This is a genomic window from Kosakonia arachidis (assembly GCF_900116535.1).
GTDB classification, from domain to species: Bacteria; Pseudomonadota; Gammaproteobacteria; order Enterobacterales; family Enterobacteriaceae; genus Kosakonia; species Kosakonia arachidis.
The window spans coordinates 17,632-32,276 of sequence record NZ_FPAU01000009.1 but is presented as its reverse complement, the minus strand read 5'-3'; the positions used below and the strand labels follow the sequence as shown (position 1 = coordinate 32,276).

The following is a 14,645-nucleotide window of genomic DNA, read 5'->3' as shown; positions in this document are numbered from 1 at the left end:
TATATCGCGCATCCTGCACTGTTGGCAAAATCATCAATTGTTAATTGACATTAATCAGTTAAAGGTGTGTCTTGCTAAGGATTATTCCAATAACAAACAATAAGTTAGTAAGCAATGCACCTTTTACCGTACGTTCAAGCATTGGTGGCATAGCGCGTGGATTGTGTTCGCGCATCACATAGAGTGCTTGTTTGATAAGCAGCGGTGCTGCAAGGACAAACAACCATCCCCACAGGCTACGCAATGACAGCAGGTTGAACAGCGCCAGGCACAGTAGCGCGCCGACCAGCAAGCCGACATGATAGCGGCGGGCGTTGATTGGCCCTAAACGCACCACCAGCGTGTTTTTGCCGTTCTCTCTGTCGCTGTCGATATCACGCAAATTGTTGATATTCAATACAGCAGTTGCCAGCAGGCCGCAAGCCGTAGCGGGCAGGATAACCGCTGGGATTAGCATATGCGCTTGCAGATACCAGCTTCCCATCACGCTCAGCCAGCCAAAGAAAATCAGCACTGAGATATCGCCAAGGCCGATATAGCCATACGGGCGCTTACCAATGGTGTAGGTAATCGCCGCAACGATCGACAGGCCGCCAAGTACAAGGAAACCGATAAAATCCGCCAGCGTCTGTGTTGCCGCCGTCACCAGCAACAGCCCGGAAATACAACTCAGCACAATCACGATAATCAGCGCTCGCTTCATTTGTGCAAGCGAAATGGCGCCTTTCTGCATACCGCGTAGCGGCCCAATGCGATCTGGTTTATCGCTGCCCTTTACTGCATCACCATAATCATTGGCAAGATTAGAGAGAATTTGCAGCAGCCCGGCGGTGATCAACGCGAGCACGGCAACCAGCGGATCAAAATAACCCTGCCACCATGCCAGCACGGTACCCACGACAATGGCTGCGAATGCCAGCGGTAATGTTTTAGGCCGCAGGCTTTCCAGCCAGGCCTGAGTGAGGCTCAGAGATTGCGTTTCGTTCATAAATTACGCCAGCAAAAATGGGGGCATAAGCCCCCATCGAATGTGATGAAAACGTTGTGAACGGGATTATAAGATAAAACGGCTCAGATCTTCATCTGCCACTAAAGCATCAAGGTGCTTACTTACATATTCGGCATCAATGATAATGGTCTTACCGCCCAGATCGCTGGCGTCGTAGGAGATGTCTTCCATCAGACGTTCCAGCACGGTATGCAAACGGCGAGCGCCGATGTTTTCCGTGGTTTCGTTCACCTGCCAGGCAGCCTGCGCAATACGTTTGATACCATCGTCGGTAAATTCGATATTCACGCCTTCGGTTGCCATCAGCGCTTTGTACTGTACGGTCACAGATGCATTTGGTTCGGTCAGGATACGCTCGAAATCTTCCGTTGTTAACGCCTTCAACTCAACACGAATTGGCAGACGGCCCTGCAATTCCGGGATCAGATCCGACGGACTGGCAACCTGGAACGCACCGGAGGCGATAAACAGAATGTGATCGGTTTTCACCATACCGTGCTTCGTTGAGACGGTGCAGCCTTCCACCAGTGGCAACAGGTCGCGCTGTACGCCTTCGCGGGAAATGTCCGGCCCGGAGGTGTTGCCGCGCTTACAGATTTTGTCGATTTCGTCGATAAACACGATCCCGTGCTGCTCGACGGCTTCGATAGCATCCTGTTTCAGCTCTTCCGGGTTGACCAGCTTAGCGGCTTCTTCTTCAATCAGCAGCTTCATAGCATCTTTGATTTTCAGCTTACGCGGTTTCTGCTTCTGCCCGCCCAGGTTCTGGAACATGGACTGCAACTGATTGGTCATCTCTTCCATACCCGGAGGCGCCATGATTTCTACGCCCATCGGCGCAGCGGCGAGATCGATTTCAATCTCTTTATCGTCGAGCTGGCCTTCGCGTAGTTTTTTGCGGAAGGACTGGCGTGCAGCTGAAGGTTCAACGGGTTGCTCTGGCTGGCCCCAGTTGTTTTTCGCCGGTGGGATCAGCACGTCGAGAATACGCTCTTCGGCCATCTCTTCGGCGCGGTAGCGGTTTTTCTCGATCGACTGGATACGTACCATTTTCACTGCAGCATCGGTAAGATCGCGGATGATAGAGTCCACTTCTTTCCCGACATAACCCACTTCGGTGAATTTGGTCGCTTCAACTTTGATAAACGGCGCGCTAGCCAATTTTGCCAGACGACGAGCGATTTCGGTTTTACCGACGCCGGTCGGGCCGATCATCAGAATATTTTTTGGTGTTACTTCGTGACGCAGCTCTTCATTAAGCTGCATACGGCGCCAGCGGTTACGCAAGGCGATTGCCACTGAACGCTTGGCCGCGTTCTGGCCGATAATGTGTTTGTCCAGTTCGCTGACAATTTCGCGTGGGGTCATTTCAGACATTGGGAGATCCTTACGCTTTAGAGGATAATTCTTCGATGGTATGGAAATGGTTGGTGTAAATGCAGATATCGCCTGCAATATCCAACGCCTTCTCAGCGATTTCACGCGCGCCAAGCTCAGTATTTTCCAGTAACGCACGGGCTGCGGCCTGGGCGTATGGCCCGCCGGAACCGATAGCGATCAGGTCATTTTCCGGCTGAACCACATCACCATTACCAGTGATGATCAGCGACGCGTTCTCATCTGCTACCGCCAGCAGCGCTTCCAGCTTGCGCAGCATGCGATCGGTGCGCCAGTCCTTCGCTAACTCGACAGCTGCTTTCACCAGATGGCCCTGGTGCATTTCCAGTTTACGTTCGAAGAGTTCGAACAGAGTGAAGGCATCGGCTGTACCACCGGCAAACCCTGCGATAACTTTATCGTTATACAGGCGGCGGACTTTTTTCACGTTGCCCTTCATTACGGTATTACCCAGTGTGGCCTGGCCATCACCGGCAATAACGACGTGGCCGTTACGGCGTACGCTTACGATTGTTGTCACGAGCAGACCCCTTGGTTACAAATGCAGAATACAGCGCCCCGCACAGCGTACGGGGGCAGAATGCAATTATAGATGGGGGAGATTTTGGGGGTTTCAACCCCCGGAGGCGAGACGGATACAGTTTGTATGACCCGCCATTTTCAGACGGCTAATGGTGGAATCGGCATTCTCTTTGCCTTTTAGCGGACCAAGTACCACGCGGTTCCAGCCGTTGTTACTGGTGATATGTGAATCAAATCCTTCAAATGCCAGTTGGGCACGCACGGTTTCTGCCTGCTCCTGACCTTTAAACGAACCACACTGGATCATCCAACGGCGGTCATCTTTTTTCTCTGCCGTTTGTGTTTTCGGCGCTTCCGCTTCATGTGTTATCGGCGCGGCTTGCTGCGCTTTCGGCTGTGCTGCCGTGGTATGCGGCGGCGTTTGCAACAGATCCTGGTACGGTTGCGATGTGGCGGCGGTTTTCGGTTGCTGCTGAGCTTGCGTTTGGCGCGGTGCAGCGGCTGTTGTCCGCGCTGGTTGTTGCTGTACCGGCTGTTCCACAATGTGCGTCTGCGCACGCGGTTGCTGTACTGGCTGCGTTTGCGTCCACTGCGGTTGCTGCTGTGCCTGGCGCTGACGCTGCAACGTTTGTTGACGTTGTTCCTGCGTCTGTTCGTTCCACGGTACTTCATTAAGCTGCGTCGGCTGCTGGCGCATATCCGCCTGCATCTGCGCTAACAGCTGGCGCTGTTCATCTGTCAGTTGATCCGGCGTTTTCACCTCTCCACCTGCAGAGGGTTCTGTCGGCGCAAGCACGCCTGGCTGACGGCTTTCCAGCTCTTTGATGTAGCGCCAGCGCTCTTCCGGCTTCGGCGGCAGGCCGTTACCGGTGACCTTTTGATTTTGCAGCGATTCGGATTCTTCTTTTTTGTGGTGCGTAATAAAGTACAGACCACCGATAAAGGCGACCAGCACAGCCGCCGCGATAGCGACCATGGCTGGAGAGACCGCAGACCTGCTGCGTTGCTTTTTTCTTGAGTTGCTCGCTTTTCGCCGCGAAGGAGCCGGCTGGCTGCGGCGTACATAATCTCGTTGTGCCACTATCGTTTCGCTGTATGTATATCGTTTATCAGCCCGCCATGTTACTTAAGCGACGGGCTTTTGACCAGAAGGGGGTGTCTTAAAGCCCGGTTTTTACGTAATCGCGCGGGTACTGCCGCGCAGGATTAATTCGCAATCCAGCAGGCGTGATCCGCTATTGACGTTATGACCTTGCAGTTGTTCGAGCAGGAGCAGCATCGATTCGCGGCCAATTTCGTAGCGCGGCTGGGCAACGGTGGTTAGCGGCGGGTCGCAATACTCTGCCAGAGAAATGTTATCGAAACCGATGATCGATAAGTCGTCCGGTACTTTCAGTCCCCGGCGTTTGGCGAGCGACAGCGCACCCAGCGCCATAACGTCGCTGTGGCAGAACACCGCCGTTGGCGGCTTGGGCAACATCAGCAGCTGTTCCAGCGCGTGTGCTCCGGCTTCAAAGGTAAAATCACCGCGCGCAATATAGTGCGGATCGACGGTCGTTCCGGAGCGGCGCAGCGCCTGCACATAACCCTGCAAGCGGTAGTGGCACAATGGCATCTCTTCAGGCCCGGCAATGCAGCCAATCAGACGGTGCCCTTGTTCCTGTAGATAATTGACGGCATTAAAAGCGGCGGTCAGGTTATCAATGTGTACGGTTGGCAGCTCCAGCTCAGGAGCAAATTCATTCGCCATGACCATCGGCGGCAAATTGCGCTGCTCTTCAATACTGGCGTCGAACGGCAGGCGTGAACCTAACAGCAGCATGCCGTCGATTTGCTTGGTAATGATCAGATCGATAAACGTTTTTTCTTGCTGATTCTGATGGGCGCAATCGCCAATCAGTACCAGATAGCCGTGTTCGGCCGCGGTAACCTCAATCCCGCGAATGATTTCGCTGAAAAAGGGATCACAGATATCCGGCACAATCACCAGCAGAGTGCGGGATTCGTTTCTCTTGACGTTACGTCCCATCGACTGGGGTAAATAACCCACTTCCATGGCGGCTTGTTCAACCCGATTACGGGTCGTCTGCGACACTTTTTCCGGATTCATTAATGCACGGGATACGGTTGCCGTAGAAACCTTTGCTTTCATGGCAACATCTTTCATGGTCGCTGCTGCGACCTGATTTTTGGGTTTCAACTTGTTCTCCTCGCATGCACTGCGCAAGCGTAGTCACATTTTTATCAGATAGTTAGACGCAGCGGTTACAGAATTTTCATGAAAAGTGTGATGAAAGTTGAATTTTATGCCGCCGATCGCAACCTCAGCTCTCGATAGGATCAACATCCAGCACCCATTTAACCCGCCGCGCATCGGGCAGCGTGTTAATCAACGCCAGCGCGCCGCTGACAATATGCTGTAAGCGAATGCGGGAAGGGTGTTGCAGTAGGATCTGCCAGCGATAGCGTCCGGCGCGTTTCGCCGCCATCGCCGGAACCGGGCCGAGGATCCACAGTTGGTTATCTGCCAGCGGGCTGGCTTGTAGTAAGTTTTTCAACTGTTGCAGGAACAGCGGAGCGTACTGATTGTTCTGATCTTCTGCGCGGATCAACACATGACTGGTCCACGGCGGCAGCTGCAGCGTTTGACGCTCGGCCAGCGCTTGTTCTGCAAAGGTATCGTAACCTTTATGCAGCAGGGTTTGCAGCAAGGGATGTTCAGGATGGTGGGTTTGCAGCACCACCTCGCCTTGCTTCCCGGCACGTCCGGCGCGGCCCGAAACCTGGGTGTAGAGCTGAGCAAACCGCTCCGCCGCGCGGAAATCCGCAGAAAAGAGTGCGCCATCGACATCCAGCAGCGCTACCAGCGTCACATCCGGGAAGTGATGGCCTTTTGCCAGCATCTGTGTACCAATCAGGATCCGCACACCACCGCGATGAACTTCCGCCAGGTGCTGCTCCAGTGCACCTTTGCGGCTGGTAGTATCACGATCGATACGCGACACCGGCACGCCAGGGAACAGCGGCGCAAGCGCCTGTTCCAGTTGTTCAGTCCCTAAACCAACGGGCAGCAGGTGCGTGGAGCCGCAGGAGGGACACTGGCGCGGCACCTGGCGCTGGCTATCGCAATGGTGGCAGCGCAAATGCTGCTGTGCCTGGTGAAAAGTGTAGTAGTGATCGCAACGTGGGCATTCTGCTATCCAGCCGCAGTCATGGCACAGCAGAGCCGGAGCGAAACCCCGGCGGTTAAGAAACAAGATCACCTGATTGCCTGCCTGCAAATGCTGGCGCATGCGGTTGATGAGTGCGGGTGCTAATCCGGCCTGCAACTGCTGGCCTTTCATATCCAGCACATGCTGTATTGCCGGGCGCGCACTGCCAGCGCGGCGCGTCAGGCGTAGCAACCGGTATTTTCGTGCTCGCACATTATATAAGGTCTCCAGCGCGGGAGTCGCCGAGCCGAGAATGATGGGGATCTGTTCGCTATGGGCGCGATAGACCGCCAGATCCCGCGCGTGATAGCGCCAGCCTTCCTGTTGTTTATAGGAGCTGTCGTGCTCCTCATCAATAACGATCACGCCGAGGTTTTTAAACGGTGTGAACAGCGATGAACGTGTGCCGATAACAATTGCTGCTTCGCCGTTTTTCGCTTTTTGCCATGTGGTAAGACGCTCACTGTCGTTGAGGCCTGAATGCAGCACGTCGACCGGCGCGTTAAAGCGCTCACGAAAGCGGGCGATGGTTTGCGGCGTCAGGCCAATTTCCGGCACCATCACCAGTGCCTGTTTACCTTGCGCCAGCACATTTTCCAGCACACTTAAATAGACTTCGGTCTTACCGGAACCCGTGACGCCTGCCAGTAGCCAGGCAGAGAATTGATCGGCCGCACTGTGAATAGCGCCGACGGCAGTGGCCTGCTCCGTGTTCAGCCGCAGCCTGTCGCCGCTGACGAAGAATTGGCTGCGCCAGTCGCTGAATATCGGCGTTTCGCTGCTCATTTCTGCCAGCCCTTTGGCGCGCAGCGCCTGCAGAGTGACGCTTTTCAGATCCAGAGCAGCCAACTGGTGCTGCCAGATTTTGCCTTTACGCAGAGCCGAAAGCGCCTGCTGCTGCTTTGCTGACTTCACGCGGTTAATGTCTGTCGCCTGGCCCTGCTCAGTGACGAACCAGTAGCCCTGAAACTCTGCGCTGGTCGTTTTTGTCTGGCGTAACAGAACGGGAAGGGCATTGATCAGTACATCGCCGATCGGATGATGGTAATAGTCAGCTGCCCATAACAACAGACGCCAGACGGCGGGCGAAAAAGCGGGCTCGCTGTCGAGCACTTCTTCTACCTGCTTCAGCTCGGTAAGCGGCAACTCGCTTTTATCGCTGATCGCTACTACGACGCCAACGCGTTGCTGAGTACCGAACGGCACGCGCACGCGACAACCTGCACGGACGATCATGTCGTCCGGCAACAGATAATCAAAGGTGCGGGGTAAGGGTACAGACAGCGCAACGTGGGCGACGGGCATCTCATCTTCCTGACTTGAAAACTGGCGGGTTAGTATACACATTGTTGCTACGGGCGAGCGGATCAGTTTGCATGTGCTGGTTAGTTTCTGTATGATTCGCCGCCTTTAGTGCGGATTTAGCGCGCCAAAGATACACTTATTATTTAACTCGCGTGGTGTCTGGCGTTAGGGCTGGAAGAGCGACGCGGCCTTAAACTGAGGTTTCCCATGAAAAAAGGTATTCACCCGAATTACGTTGCGATTACTGCAACCTGTTCTTGCGGTAATGTGATCAAAACCCACTCCACCGTGGGCCACGACCTGAACCTGGACGTGTGCGGCAAATGCCACCCGTTCTTTACTGGTAAACAACGTGTTGTTGATACCGGTGGTCGTGTTGAGCGTTTCAACAAACGCTTCAGCATCCCGGGCAGCAAATAAGTTGCCAAAGAAAAAAGCGCCGCGAGGCGCTTTTTTTGTCTCTGCAGATTGCCGAATGGGGATTTTTTTGTGATATGAATCACAAAAATATTGCTCTGCATTAAAAAATGCACATATCCTTCTTCGTCATTCCGGTCCTGTGAACAGAGCGAAAAAGAGGCGTGATATGCTGACGGCAATGAAAAATGTATTTATGTCTTACCTGCTTTCTCTGGCATAAGTACACCCGGAAGTGACGCGCTTCTGATTGGGCGGCTGACATAAGCAAAAAGGGCGGAAGATATCTTCCGCCCTTTTGTTTTGAATCAGTATTCCCAGGTATCCGGGTCGATGCCCAGTTCACGCATAATCACTTTCGCCTCTTCCGGGATTTCATCACTGCGCTCTTTACGCAGATCTTCATCGTTCGGCAGAGGCTGACCGGTGAACGCATGCAGGAATGCCTCGCACAGCAGCTCGCTGTTGGTGGCGTGACGCAGGTTGTTCACCTGACGACGGGTACGTTCATCGGTGAGGATTTTTAACACCTTAAGAGGAATGGAAACCGTAATTTTCTTTACTTGCTCACTCTTCTTGCCGTGCTCAGCGTATGGGCTGATATATTCGCCGCTCCATTCAGCCATGAGATACCTTTAATCCTCTCAGTCATTAGTCTAAACCCGGGCGAGCCCAGGCTGTAATCCCGCGTAGTTTACCGTAGAGTCATCACAGTGACACGGTGTATCGCTCTGCGCGCCCACACTAAAGCATATAATTTTAACGGCTATTGCGTGTTTGCTCAATCTATACGCAAAGAAGTTTAGATGTCCAGATGTATTGACGTCTATCTATTCAATGTTTACTCTGTGGTCAGATTTTTCATCCATTAAGCTAGGAAGCCTTCACCATGACGCGTAAACAGGCCACCATTGCAGTGCGTAGCGGATTGAACGATGACGAGCAGTATGGCTGCGTTGTCCCGCCGATTCACCTCTCCAGTACCTATAATTTCACCGGTTTTAACGAACCCCGCGCGCATGACTACTCGCGTCGCGGTAACCCCACGCGTGATGTGGTACAGCGCGCGCTGGCGGAGCTGGAAGGTGGCGCTGGCGCGGTGTTGACCAATACCGGCATGTCGGCGATTCATCTGGTGACCACGGTTTTCCTCAAGCCAGGCGATCTGCTGGTTGCACCGCATGATTGTTACGGCGGCAGCTATCGCCTGTTCGACAGCCTGGCGAAGCGCGGCTGCTACCGTGTGAAATTCGTCGATCAGGGCGATGAACAGGCGCTGAAAGCAGCGCTGGCGGAAAAACCGAAACTGGTGCTGGTAGAAAGTCCAAGCAACCCATTGTTGCGCGTCGTGGATATTGCGAAAATTTGCCAACTGGCGCGTGAAGCGGGCGCAGTTAGCGTCGTTGATAACACCTTCCTCAGCCCGGCGTTGCAAAATCCACTGTTGCTGGGAGCCGATCTGGTGCTGCACTCTTGCACTAAATACCTCAACGGGCATTCCGATGTGGTAGCGGGCGTGGTGATAGCAAAAGATGCAGAGACTGTCACCGAACTGGCATGGTGGGCAAATAATATTGGCGTCACCGGCAGCGCTTTCGACAGCTATTTGCTGTTGCGCGGGCTGCGCACGTTGTCGCCGCGTATGGAAGTGGCGCAGCGTAACGCACAGGCGATTGTCGATTTCCTGCAAACTCAGCCGCTGGTGAAAAAGCTTTACCACCCGTCTCTGCCGGATAATCAGGGGCATGAGATTGCTGCGCGTCAACAAAAAGGCTTTGGCGCGATGTTAAGTTTTGAACTGGATGGCAACGAGCAAACGCTGCGTCGTTTCCTGAGCGGTTTGTCACTGTTTACTCTGGCGGAATCATTGGGCGGGGTCGAAAGTTTAATTTCCCACGCCGCCACCATGACTCACGCAGGTATGGCACCGGAAGCGCGTGCCGCCGCCGGGATCTCGGAAACGCTGTTACGTATCTCGGCCGGTATTGAAGATAGCGAAGATTTAATTGCCGATCTGGAAAATGGCTTCCGGGTCGCAGCTGAGGGGTAAACATGAGTGTGATTGCGCAGGCAGGGACGAAGGCTCGTCAACTGCACAAATTTGGTGGCAGTAGTCTGGCGGATGTGAAGTGTTACCTCCGCGTTGCAGGGATCATGGCGGAGTATTCACAACCGGGCGACATGATGGTTGTCTCTGCTGCGGGCAGCACCACCAACCAACTGATCAACTGGCTGAAATTAAGCCAGACTGACAGGCTCTCTGCGCATCAGGTTCAGCAATCCCTGCGTCGTTATCAAAGTGACTTGATTGGCGGGCTGTTGCCCGCCGATGTGGCCGATGGCCTGACCAGCGAATTTATCCACGATCTGGAACATCTGGCGGCGCTGCTCGACGGCGGTATCACCGACGCGGTTTACGCGGAAGTGGTCGGCCACGGTGAAATCTGGTCTGCGCGTCTGATGGCCGCTGTACTCAATCAGCAAGGTCTTGATGCGGCCTGGTTGGATGCCCGCGAATTTCTGCGTGCCGAGCGCTCGGCGCAGCCGCAGGTGAACGAAGGGGCATCTTACCCCCTTTTGCAGCAAAAGCTGGCGCAACATCCTGGCAAGCGCATTGTCGTCACCGGTTTTATCAGCCGTAACGAGGCTGGTGAAACGGTGCTACTGGGGCGTAACGGCTCTGACTATTCAGCAACGCAGATTGGTGCGCTGGGCGATGTTTCCCGCGTCACCATCTGGAGTGACGTGGCCGGTGTCTACAGCGCAGACCCGCGCAAAGTGAAAGATGCCTGTCTGCTGCCGCTGCTGCGTCTTGATGAAGCCAGCGAACTGGCGCGTCTTGCCGCTCCGGTACTACATGCCCGCACGCTGCAACCGGTTTCCGGCAGCAATATCGATCTGCAACTGCGCTGTAGCTATAACCCGGATCAAGGCTCTACGAGGATTGAACGCGTGCTGGCGTCCGGTACCGGCGCGCGCATCGTGACGAGCCACGATGATGTCTGCCTGATTGAACTACTCGTTCCTGGCGGACAGGACTTTAAACTGGCGCAAAAAGAGATCGATCTGCTCCTCAAGCGAGCGCAGGCGCGTCCGCTGGCAGTGGGTGCTCATGCCGACCGTAATCTGCTGCAACTCTGCTATACCTCAGAAGTGGTTGATAGCGTCTTTAAACTGCTGGATGAAGCCGGTCTGCCGGGTGAATTACGCCTGCGACAAGGGCTGGCGCTGGTGGCGATGGTCGGTGCTGGCGTATGCCGTAACCCGTTACACAGCCACCGTTTCTGGCAGCAGTTGAAAGGTCAGCCGGTTGAGTTTATCTGGCAGTCTGACGAAGGTATCAGCCTGGTCGCGGTACTGCGCGTTGGCCCGACCGAGAACCTGATTCAGGGGTTGCACCAGTCGCTGTTCCGCGCGGAAAAACGTATCGGTCTGATGTTGTTCGGCAAGGGGAATATCGGTTCCCGTTGGCTGGAGTTGTTCTCCCGCGAGCAGAGCGCACTTTCGGCGCGTACAGGGTTTGAATTTGTGCTGGCCGGCGTGGTGGATAGCCGCCGTAGCCTGCTGAATTACGATGGGCTGGATGCCAGCCGTGCGCTGGCTTTCTTTAATGATGAAGCCGTCGAGCAGGATGAAGAGTCGCTGTTCCTGTGGATGCGCGCTCACCCGTATGACGACCTCGTCGTACTGGATGTTACCGCCAGCGAGCAATTGGCCGGGCAGTATCTGGATTTTGCTAGCCACGGTTTTCATGTGATCAGCGCCAATAAACTGGCCGGGGCGAGCACGACCAATAATTATCGCCAGATCCACGATGCGTTTGAAAAGACGGGGCGCCACTGGTTGTATAACGCCACTGTCGGTGCCGGATTGCCGGTTAACCATACGGTGCGTGATCTGCGCGATAGCGGTGATGCGATTCTGGCGATCAGCGGTATCTTCTCTGGCACCCTCTCCTGGTTGTTCCTGCAATTCGACGGTACTGTGCCGTTTACCGACCTGGTCGATCAGGCGTGGCAGCAGGGGCTGACTGAGCCGGATCCGCGTGTCGATCTTGCCGGTAAAGATGTGATGCGCAAGCTGGTGATCCTCGCCCGTGAAGCGGGTTATGACATCGAACCAGAGCAGGTTCGCGTGGAATCGCTGGTGCCTCCGCATTGTGAAGAAGGTTCGGTGGATCATTTCTTCGAAAATGGCGACGAGCTGAATGAGCAGATGGTACAGCGCCTGGAAGCTGCCCGCGAAATGGGCCTTGTGCTGCGTTATGTCGCACGTTTCGATGCGAGCGGCAAAGCACGCGTAGGCGTGGAAGCAGTCCGTCTGGAGCATCCGCTGGCGGCGGTACTGCCGGGTGATAATGTCTTTGCCATTGAAAGTCGCTGGTATCGCGATAATCCGCTGGTCATCCGCGGACCAGGCGCAGGACGTGATGTCACTGCCGGCGCTATCCAGTCAGATATCAACCGCCTGGCGCAATTGCTGTAATTTTCTCCTCACCCTCACCCTCTCCCCGGGCGGGGAGAGAGTATTTGATTGCTCGTCATGAATTTTTTTCATCTTCACTGAACATTCCTCACTCAGAATAATGATTTTCCGGTTGACGGCCTGTGTAAATTCCGTCATTTTTACATCTGGACGTCTAAACGTATAGAAGTTCACAAACAATAGACAATGACATGCGATTGATGAGGTAAGGTATGAGCTTTTTTCACGCCAACCAGCGGGAAGCCCTGAATCAGAGCCTGGCTGAAGTACACGGCCAGATTAATGTTTCCTTTGAATTTTTCCCGCCGCGCACCAGTGAAATGGAACAGACCTTATGGAGCTCCATCGATCGCCTGAGTAGCCTGAAGCCGAAATTCGTGTCGGTGACATATGGGGCAAACTCCGGCGAGCGCGATCGTACTCACAGTATTATCAAAGGTATCAAAGAGCGCACCGGCCTGGAGGCCGTGCCGCATTTGACCTGCATCGACGCCACCCGCGATGAACTGCGCGCGATTGCGCAGGATTACTGGAATAATGGCATCCGCCATATCGTGGCGCTGCGCGGTGATTTACCGCCGGGCGGCGGCAAGCCGGATATGTATGCCGCCGATCTGGTGACATTGTTAAAAGAGGTCGCCGATTTCGATATCTCTGTTGCCGCCTACCCGGAAGTACACCCGGAAGCAAAAAGCGCCCAGGCGGATCTGCTCAACCTGAAGCGCAAAGTGGACGCAGGTGCCAGCCGCGCGATCACCCAGTTCTTCTTTGACGTGGAAAGCTATCTGCGTTTTCGCGATCGCTGTGCCTCGACCGGCATCGACGTGGAGATCGTTCCGGGCATTCTGCCGGTTTCCAACTTCAGGCAGGCGAAAAAATTCGCTGATATGACCAACGTTCGTATTCCGGCGTGGATGTCGCAAATGTTCGACGGTCTGGATGACGACGCCGAGACCCGCAAGCTGGTGGGGGCAAATATCGCGATGGATATGGTGAAGATTTTGAGCCGTGAAGGGGTGAAGGATTTCCACTTCTACACGCTGAACCGCGCGGAAATGAGCTATGCGATTTGCCACACGCTGGGCGTTCGCCCTGGCGTCTGACCTGAAATAAAACGCCCGGAACAACCGTTCCGGGCGTTTGCTTTACAGACCCGGTAAGCATTCGCACCTCCGGGTATGTTAACGCTTATTCCCACTCTTCCAGGAAACGTTGCCCGTACTGGTCGGCGACCAGCAGTGCGGCATAGACCTGATCCGGCGTTGCGCCGCCTGGCATGTTGTGGATGGTTTCACCTTCCGCACAGGCCGTTTCGGCAACGATACGCATCTTCGCCGGAATATCTGTTTTGATATCCAGTTGCGCCAGTGTGATCGGCAGACCAACGGTGTGGCACAGCGCGGCGACCGTTTCGATCTCATCCAGCGGCGCGTTTTCCAGCACCAGTTGCGTCAGTGTACCGAACGCCACTTTCTCACCGTGATAGTAGTGGTGCACATCCGCGAGGGCGGTTAAACCGTTGTGAATAGCATGCGCAGCCGCCAGGCCACCACTCTCGAAGCCGACACCGCTCAGATAGGTATTCGCTTCCACCACGCGCTCCAGGGCTGGTGTTACGACATGTTGTTCAGCCGCAAGCATGGCTTTCTCACCCTCTTCCAGCAGCGTGTTGTAACACAGCTCGGCCAGCGCCAGCGCAGATTGTGTGCTTCGCCCGCCTGCCATGGTTTTTGCGCCGCTGCGTGAACAGGCTCGGGCTTCAAACCAGGTGGAGAGTGCATCGCCGATCCCCGCTGCCAGTAGCCGCGCCGGTGCGCCGGCAACGATTTTGGTATCGACAATCACGCGGTTCGGGTTGTTGGGAAGTAACAGATAGCGATCGAATTCACCGTTATCAGTATAGATAACCGAAAGTGCGCTGCACGGTGCGTCGGTGGAAGCGATTGTCGGCGCTATTGCCACCGGAACGTGCATGAAGTGCGCCAGCGCTTTGGCAGTATCCAGCGTTTTCCCGCCGCCAATACCGAGCACTGCGCCGCAGTGAGCGTTTTCCGCAACACCGCGCAGCCGGTCAATTTCATTTTGTGAACACTCGCCACCGAATGGCACAATTTCACAGGCCAGCCCGGCATCCGCCAGACTTTTTTGCAGCGTTTCCTGGGCAAAACCAAGCACGAATTTATCGCCCACGACCAGCCAGCGTTCGGCCAGCGGTTTGAGATAGTCGCCGAGACGGGTAATTACGTCTGCTCCCTGGATGTATTTTCCTGGCGACTGGATGATGCGATCCATATATT

Annotated in this window: 12 protein-coding genes; 4 read left to right on the top strand and 8 right to left on the bottom strand. The window is 54.8% G+C overall.

The features are described from left to right. Positions 1 to 58: 58 nt before the first annotated feature. From menA to priA, 6 genes are all read right to left on the bottom strand, one after another. Positions 59 to 988, bottom strand: a complete 930-nt coding sequence (gene menA / locus BM427_RS22215; protein ID WP_090126014.1) for a 1,4-dihydroxy-2-naphthoate polyprenyltransferase — start codon at positions 986 to 988, stop codon at positions 59 to 61. Between the two features lie 66 nt (positions 989 to 1,054). Continuing rightward, on the bottom strand, positions 1,055 to 2,386 hold the full coding sequence (gene hslU / locus BM427_RS22210; protein WP_090126010.1) for an ATP-dependent protease ATPase subunit HslU: 1,332 nt from the start codon (positions 2,384 to 2,386) through the stop codon (positions 1,055 to 1,057). Positions 2,387 to 2,396: 10 nt separating this feature from the next. Further along, on the bottom strand, positions 2,397 to 2,927 hold the full coding sequence (gene hslV, locus BM427_RS22205) for an ATP-dependent protease subunit HslV (RefSeq protein WP_090126007.1): 531 nt from the start codon (positions 2,925 to 2,927) through the stop codon (positions 2,397 to 2,399). 93 nt (positions 2,928 to 3,020) lie between these two features. Continuing rightward, complete coding sequence (gene ftsN, locus BM427_RS22200) at positions 3,021 to 4,010, bottom strand: cell division protein FtsN (protein WP_090126004.1); 990 nt, start codon at positions 4,008 to 4,010, stop codon at positions 3,021 to 3,023. Positions 4,011 to 4,103: 93 nt separating this feature from the next. Then, entirely contained in the window at positions 4,104 to 5,129 is a 1,026-nt protein-coding gene (gene cytR / locus BM427_RS22190; RefSeq protein ID WP_090126002.1) for a DNA-binding transcriptional regulator CytR, read from the bottom strand. A gap of 124 nt (positions 5,130 to 5,253) precedes the next feature. Continuing rightward, positions 5,254 to 7,446, bottom strand: coding sequence for a primosomal protein N' (gene priA, locus BM427_RS22185; RefSeq protein WP_090125999.1), 2,193 nt, complete (start codon positions 7,444 to 7,446; stop codon positions 5,254 to 5,256). Between the two features lie 207 nt (positions 7,447 to 7,653). On the opposite strand from priA, the gene rpmE reads away from it, so the two are divergent. Next, on the top strand, positions 7,654 to 7,866 hold the full coding sequence (rpmE, locus tag BM427_RS22180) for a 50S ribosomal protein L31 (RefSeq protein WP_007369223.1): 213 nt from the start codon (positions 7,654 to 7,656) through the stop codon (positions 7,864 to 7,866). 305 nt (positions 7,867 to 8,171) lie between these two features. Here rpmE and metJ read toward each other — a convergent pair whose 3' ends face one another. Next, complete coding sequence (gene metJ, locus BM427_RS22175) at positions 8,172 to 8,489, bottom strand: met regulon transcriptional regulator MetJ (RefSeq protein ID WP_007369220.1); 318 nt, start codon at positions 8,487 to 8,489, stop codon at positions 8,172 to 8,174. 263 nt (positions 8,490 to 8,752) lie between these two features. Between metJ and metB the strand changes: the two genes are divergently transcribed. The 3 genes from metB (at position 8,753) to metF (ending at position 13,451) form a co-directional block, all read left to right on the top strand. Continuing rightward, a complete protein-coding gene (metB, locus tag BM427_RS22170; RefSeq protein ID WP_090125996.1) occupies positions 8,753 to 9,913 on the top strand; it encodes a cystathionine gamma-synthase in 1,161 nt (386 codons plus the stop codon). A 2-nt stretch (positions 9,914 to 9,915) separates the two neighbouring features. After that, the gene (locus BM427_RS22165) at positions 9,916 to 12,348 is read left to right on the top strand and encodes a bifunctional aspartate kinase/homoserine dehydrogenase II (RefSeq protein WP_090125993.1); all 2,433 of its coding nucleotides are present in this window, start codon (positions 9,916 to 9,918) and stop codon (positions 12,346 to 12,348) included. A gap of 212 nt (positions 12,349 to 12,560) precedes the next feature. Beyond that, positions 12,561 to 13,451, top strand: coding sequence for a methylenetetrahydrofolate reductase (metF, locus tag BM427_RS22160; protein ID WP_090125990.1), 891 nt, complete (start codon positions 12,561 to 12,563; stop codon positions 13,449 to 13,451). A gap of 85 nt (positions 13,452 to 13,536) precedes the next feature. Here metF and gldA read toward each other — a convergent pair whose 3' ends face one another. After that, entirely contained in the window at positions 13,537 to 14,640 is a 1,104-nt protein-coding gene (gene gldA / locus BM427_RS22155) for a bifunctional L-1,2-propanediol dehydrogenase/glycerol dehydrogenase (protein ID WP_090125987.1), read from the bottom strand. Between the last annotated feature and the right edge of the window lie 5 nt (positions 14,641 to 14,645).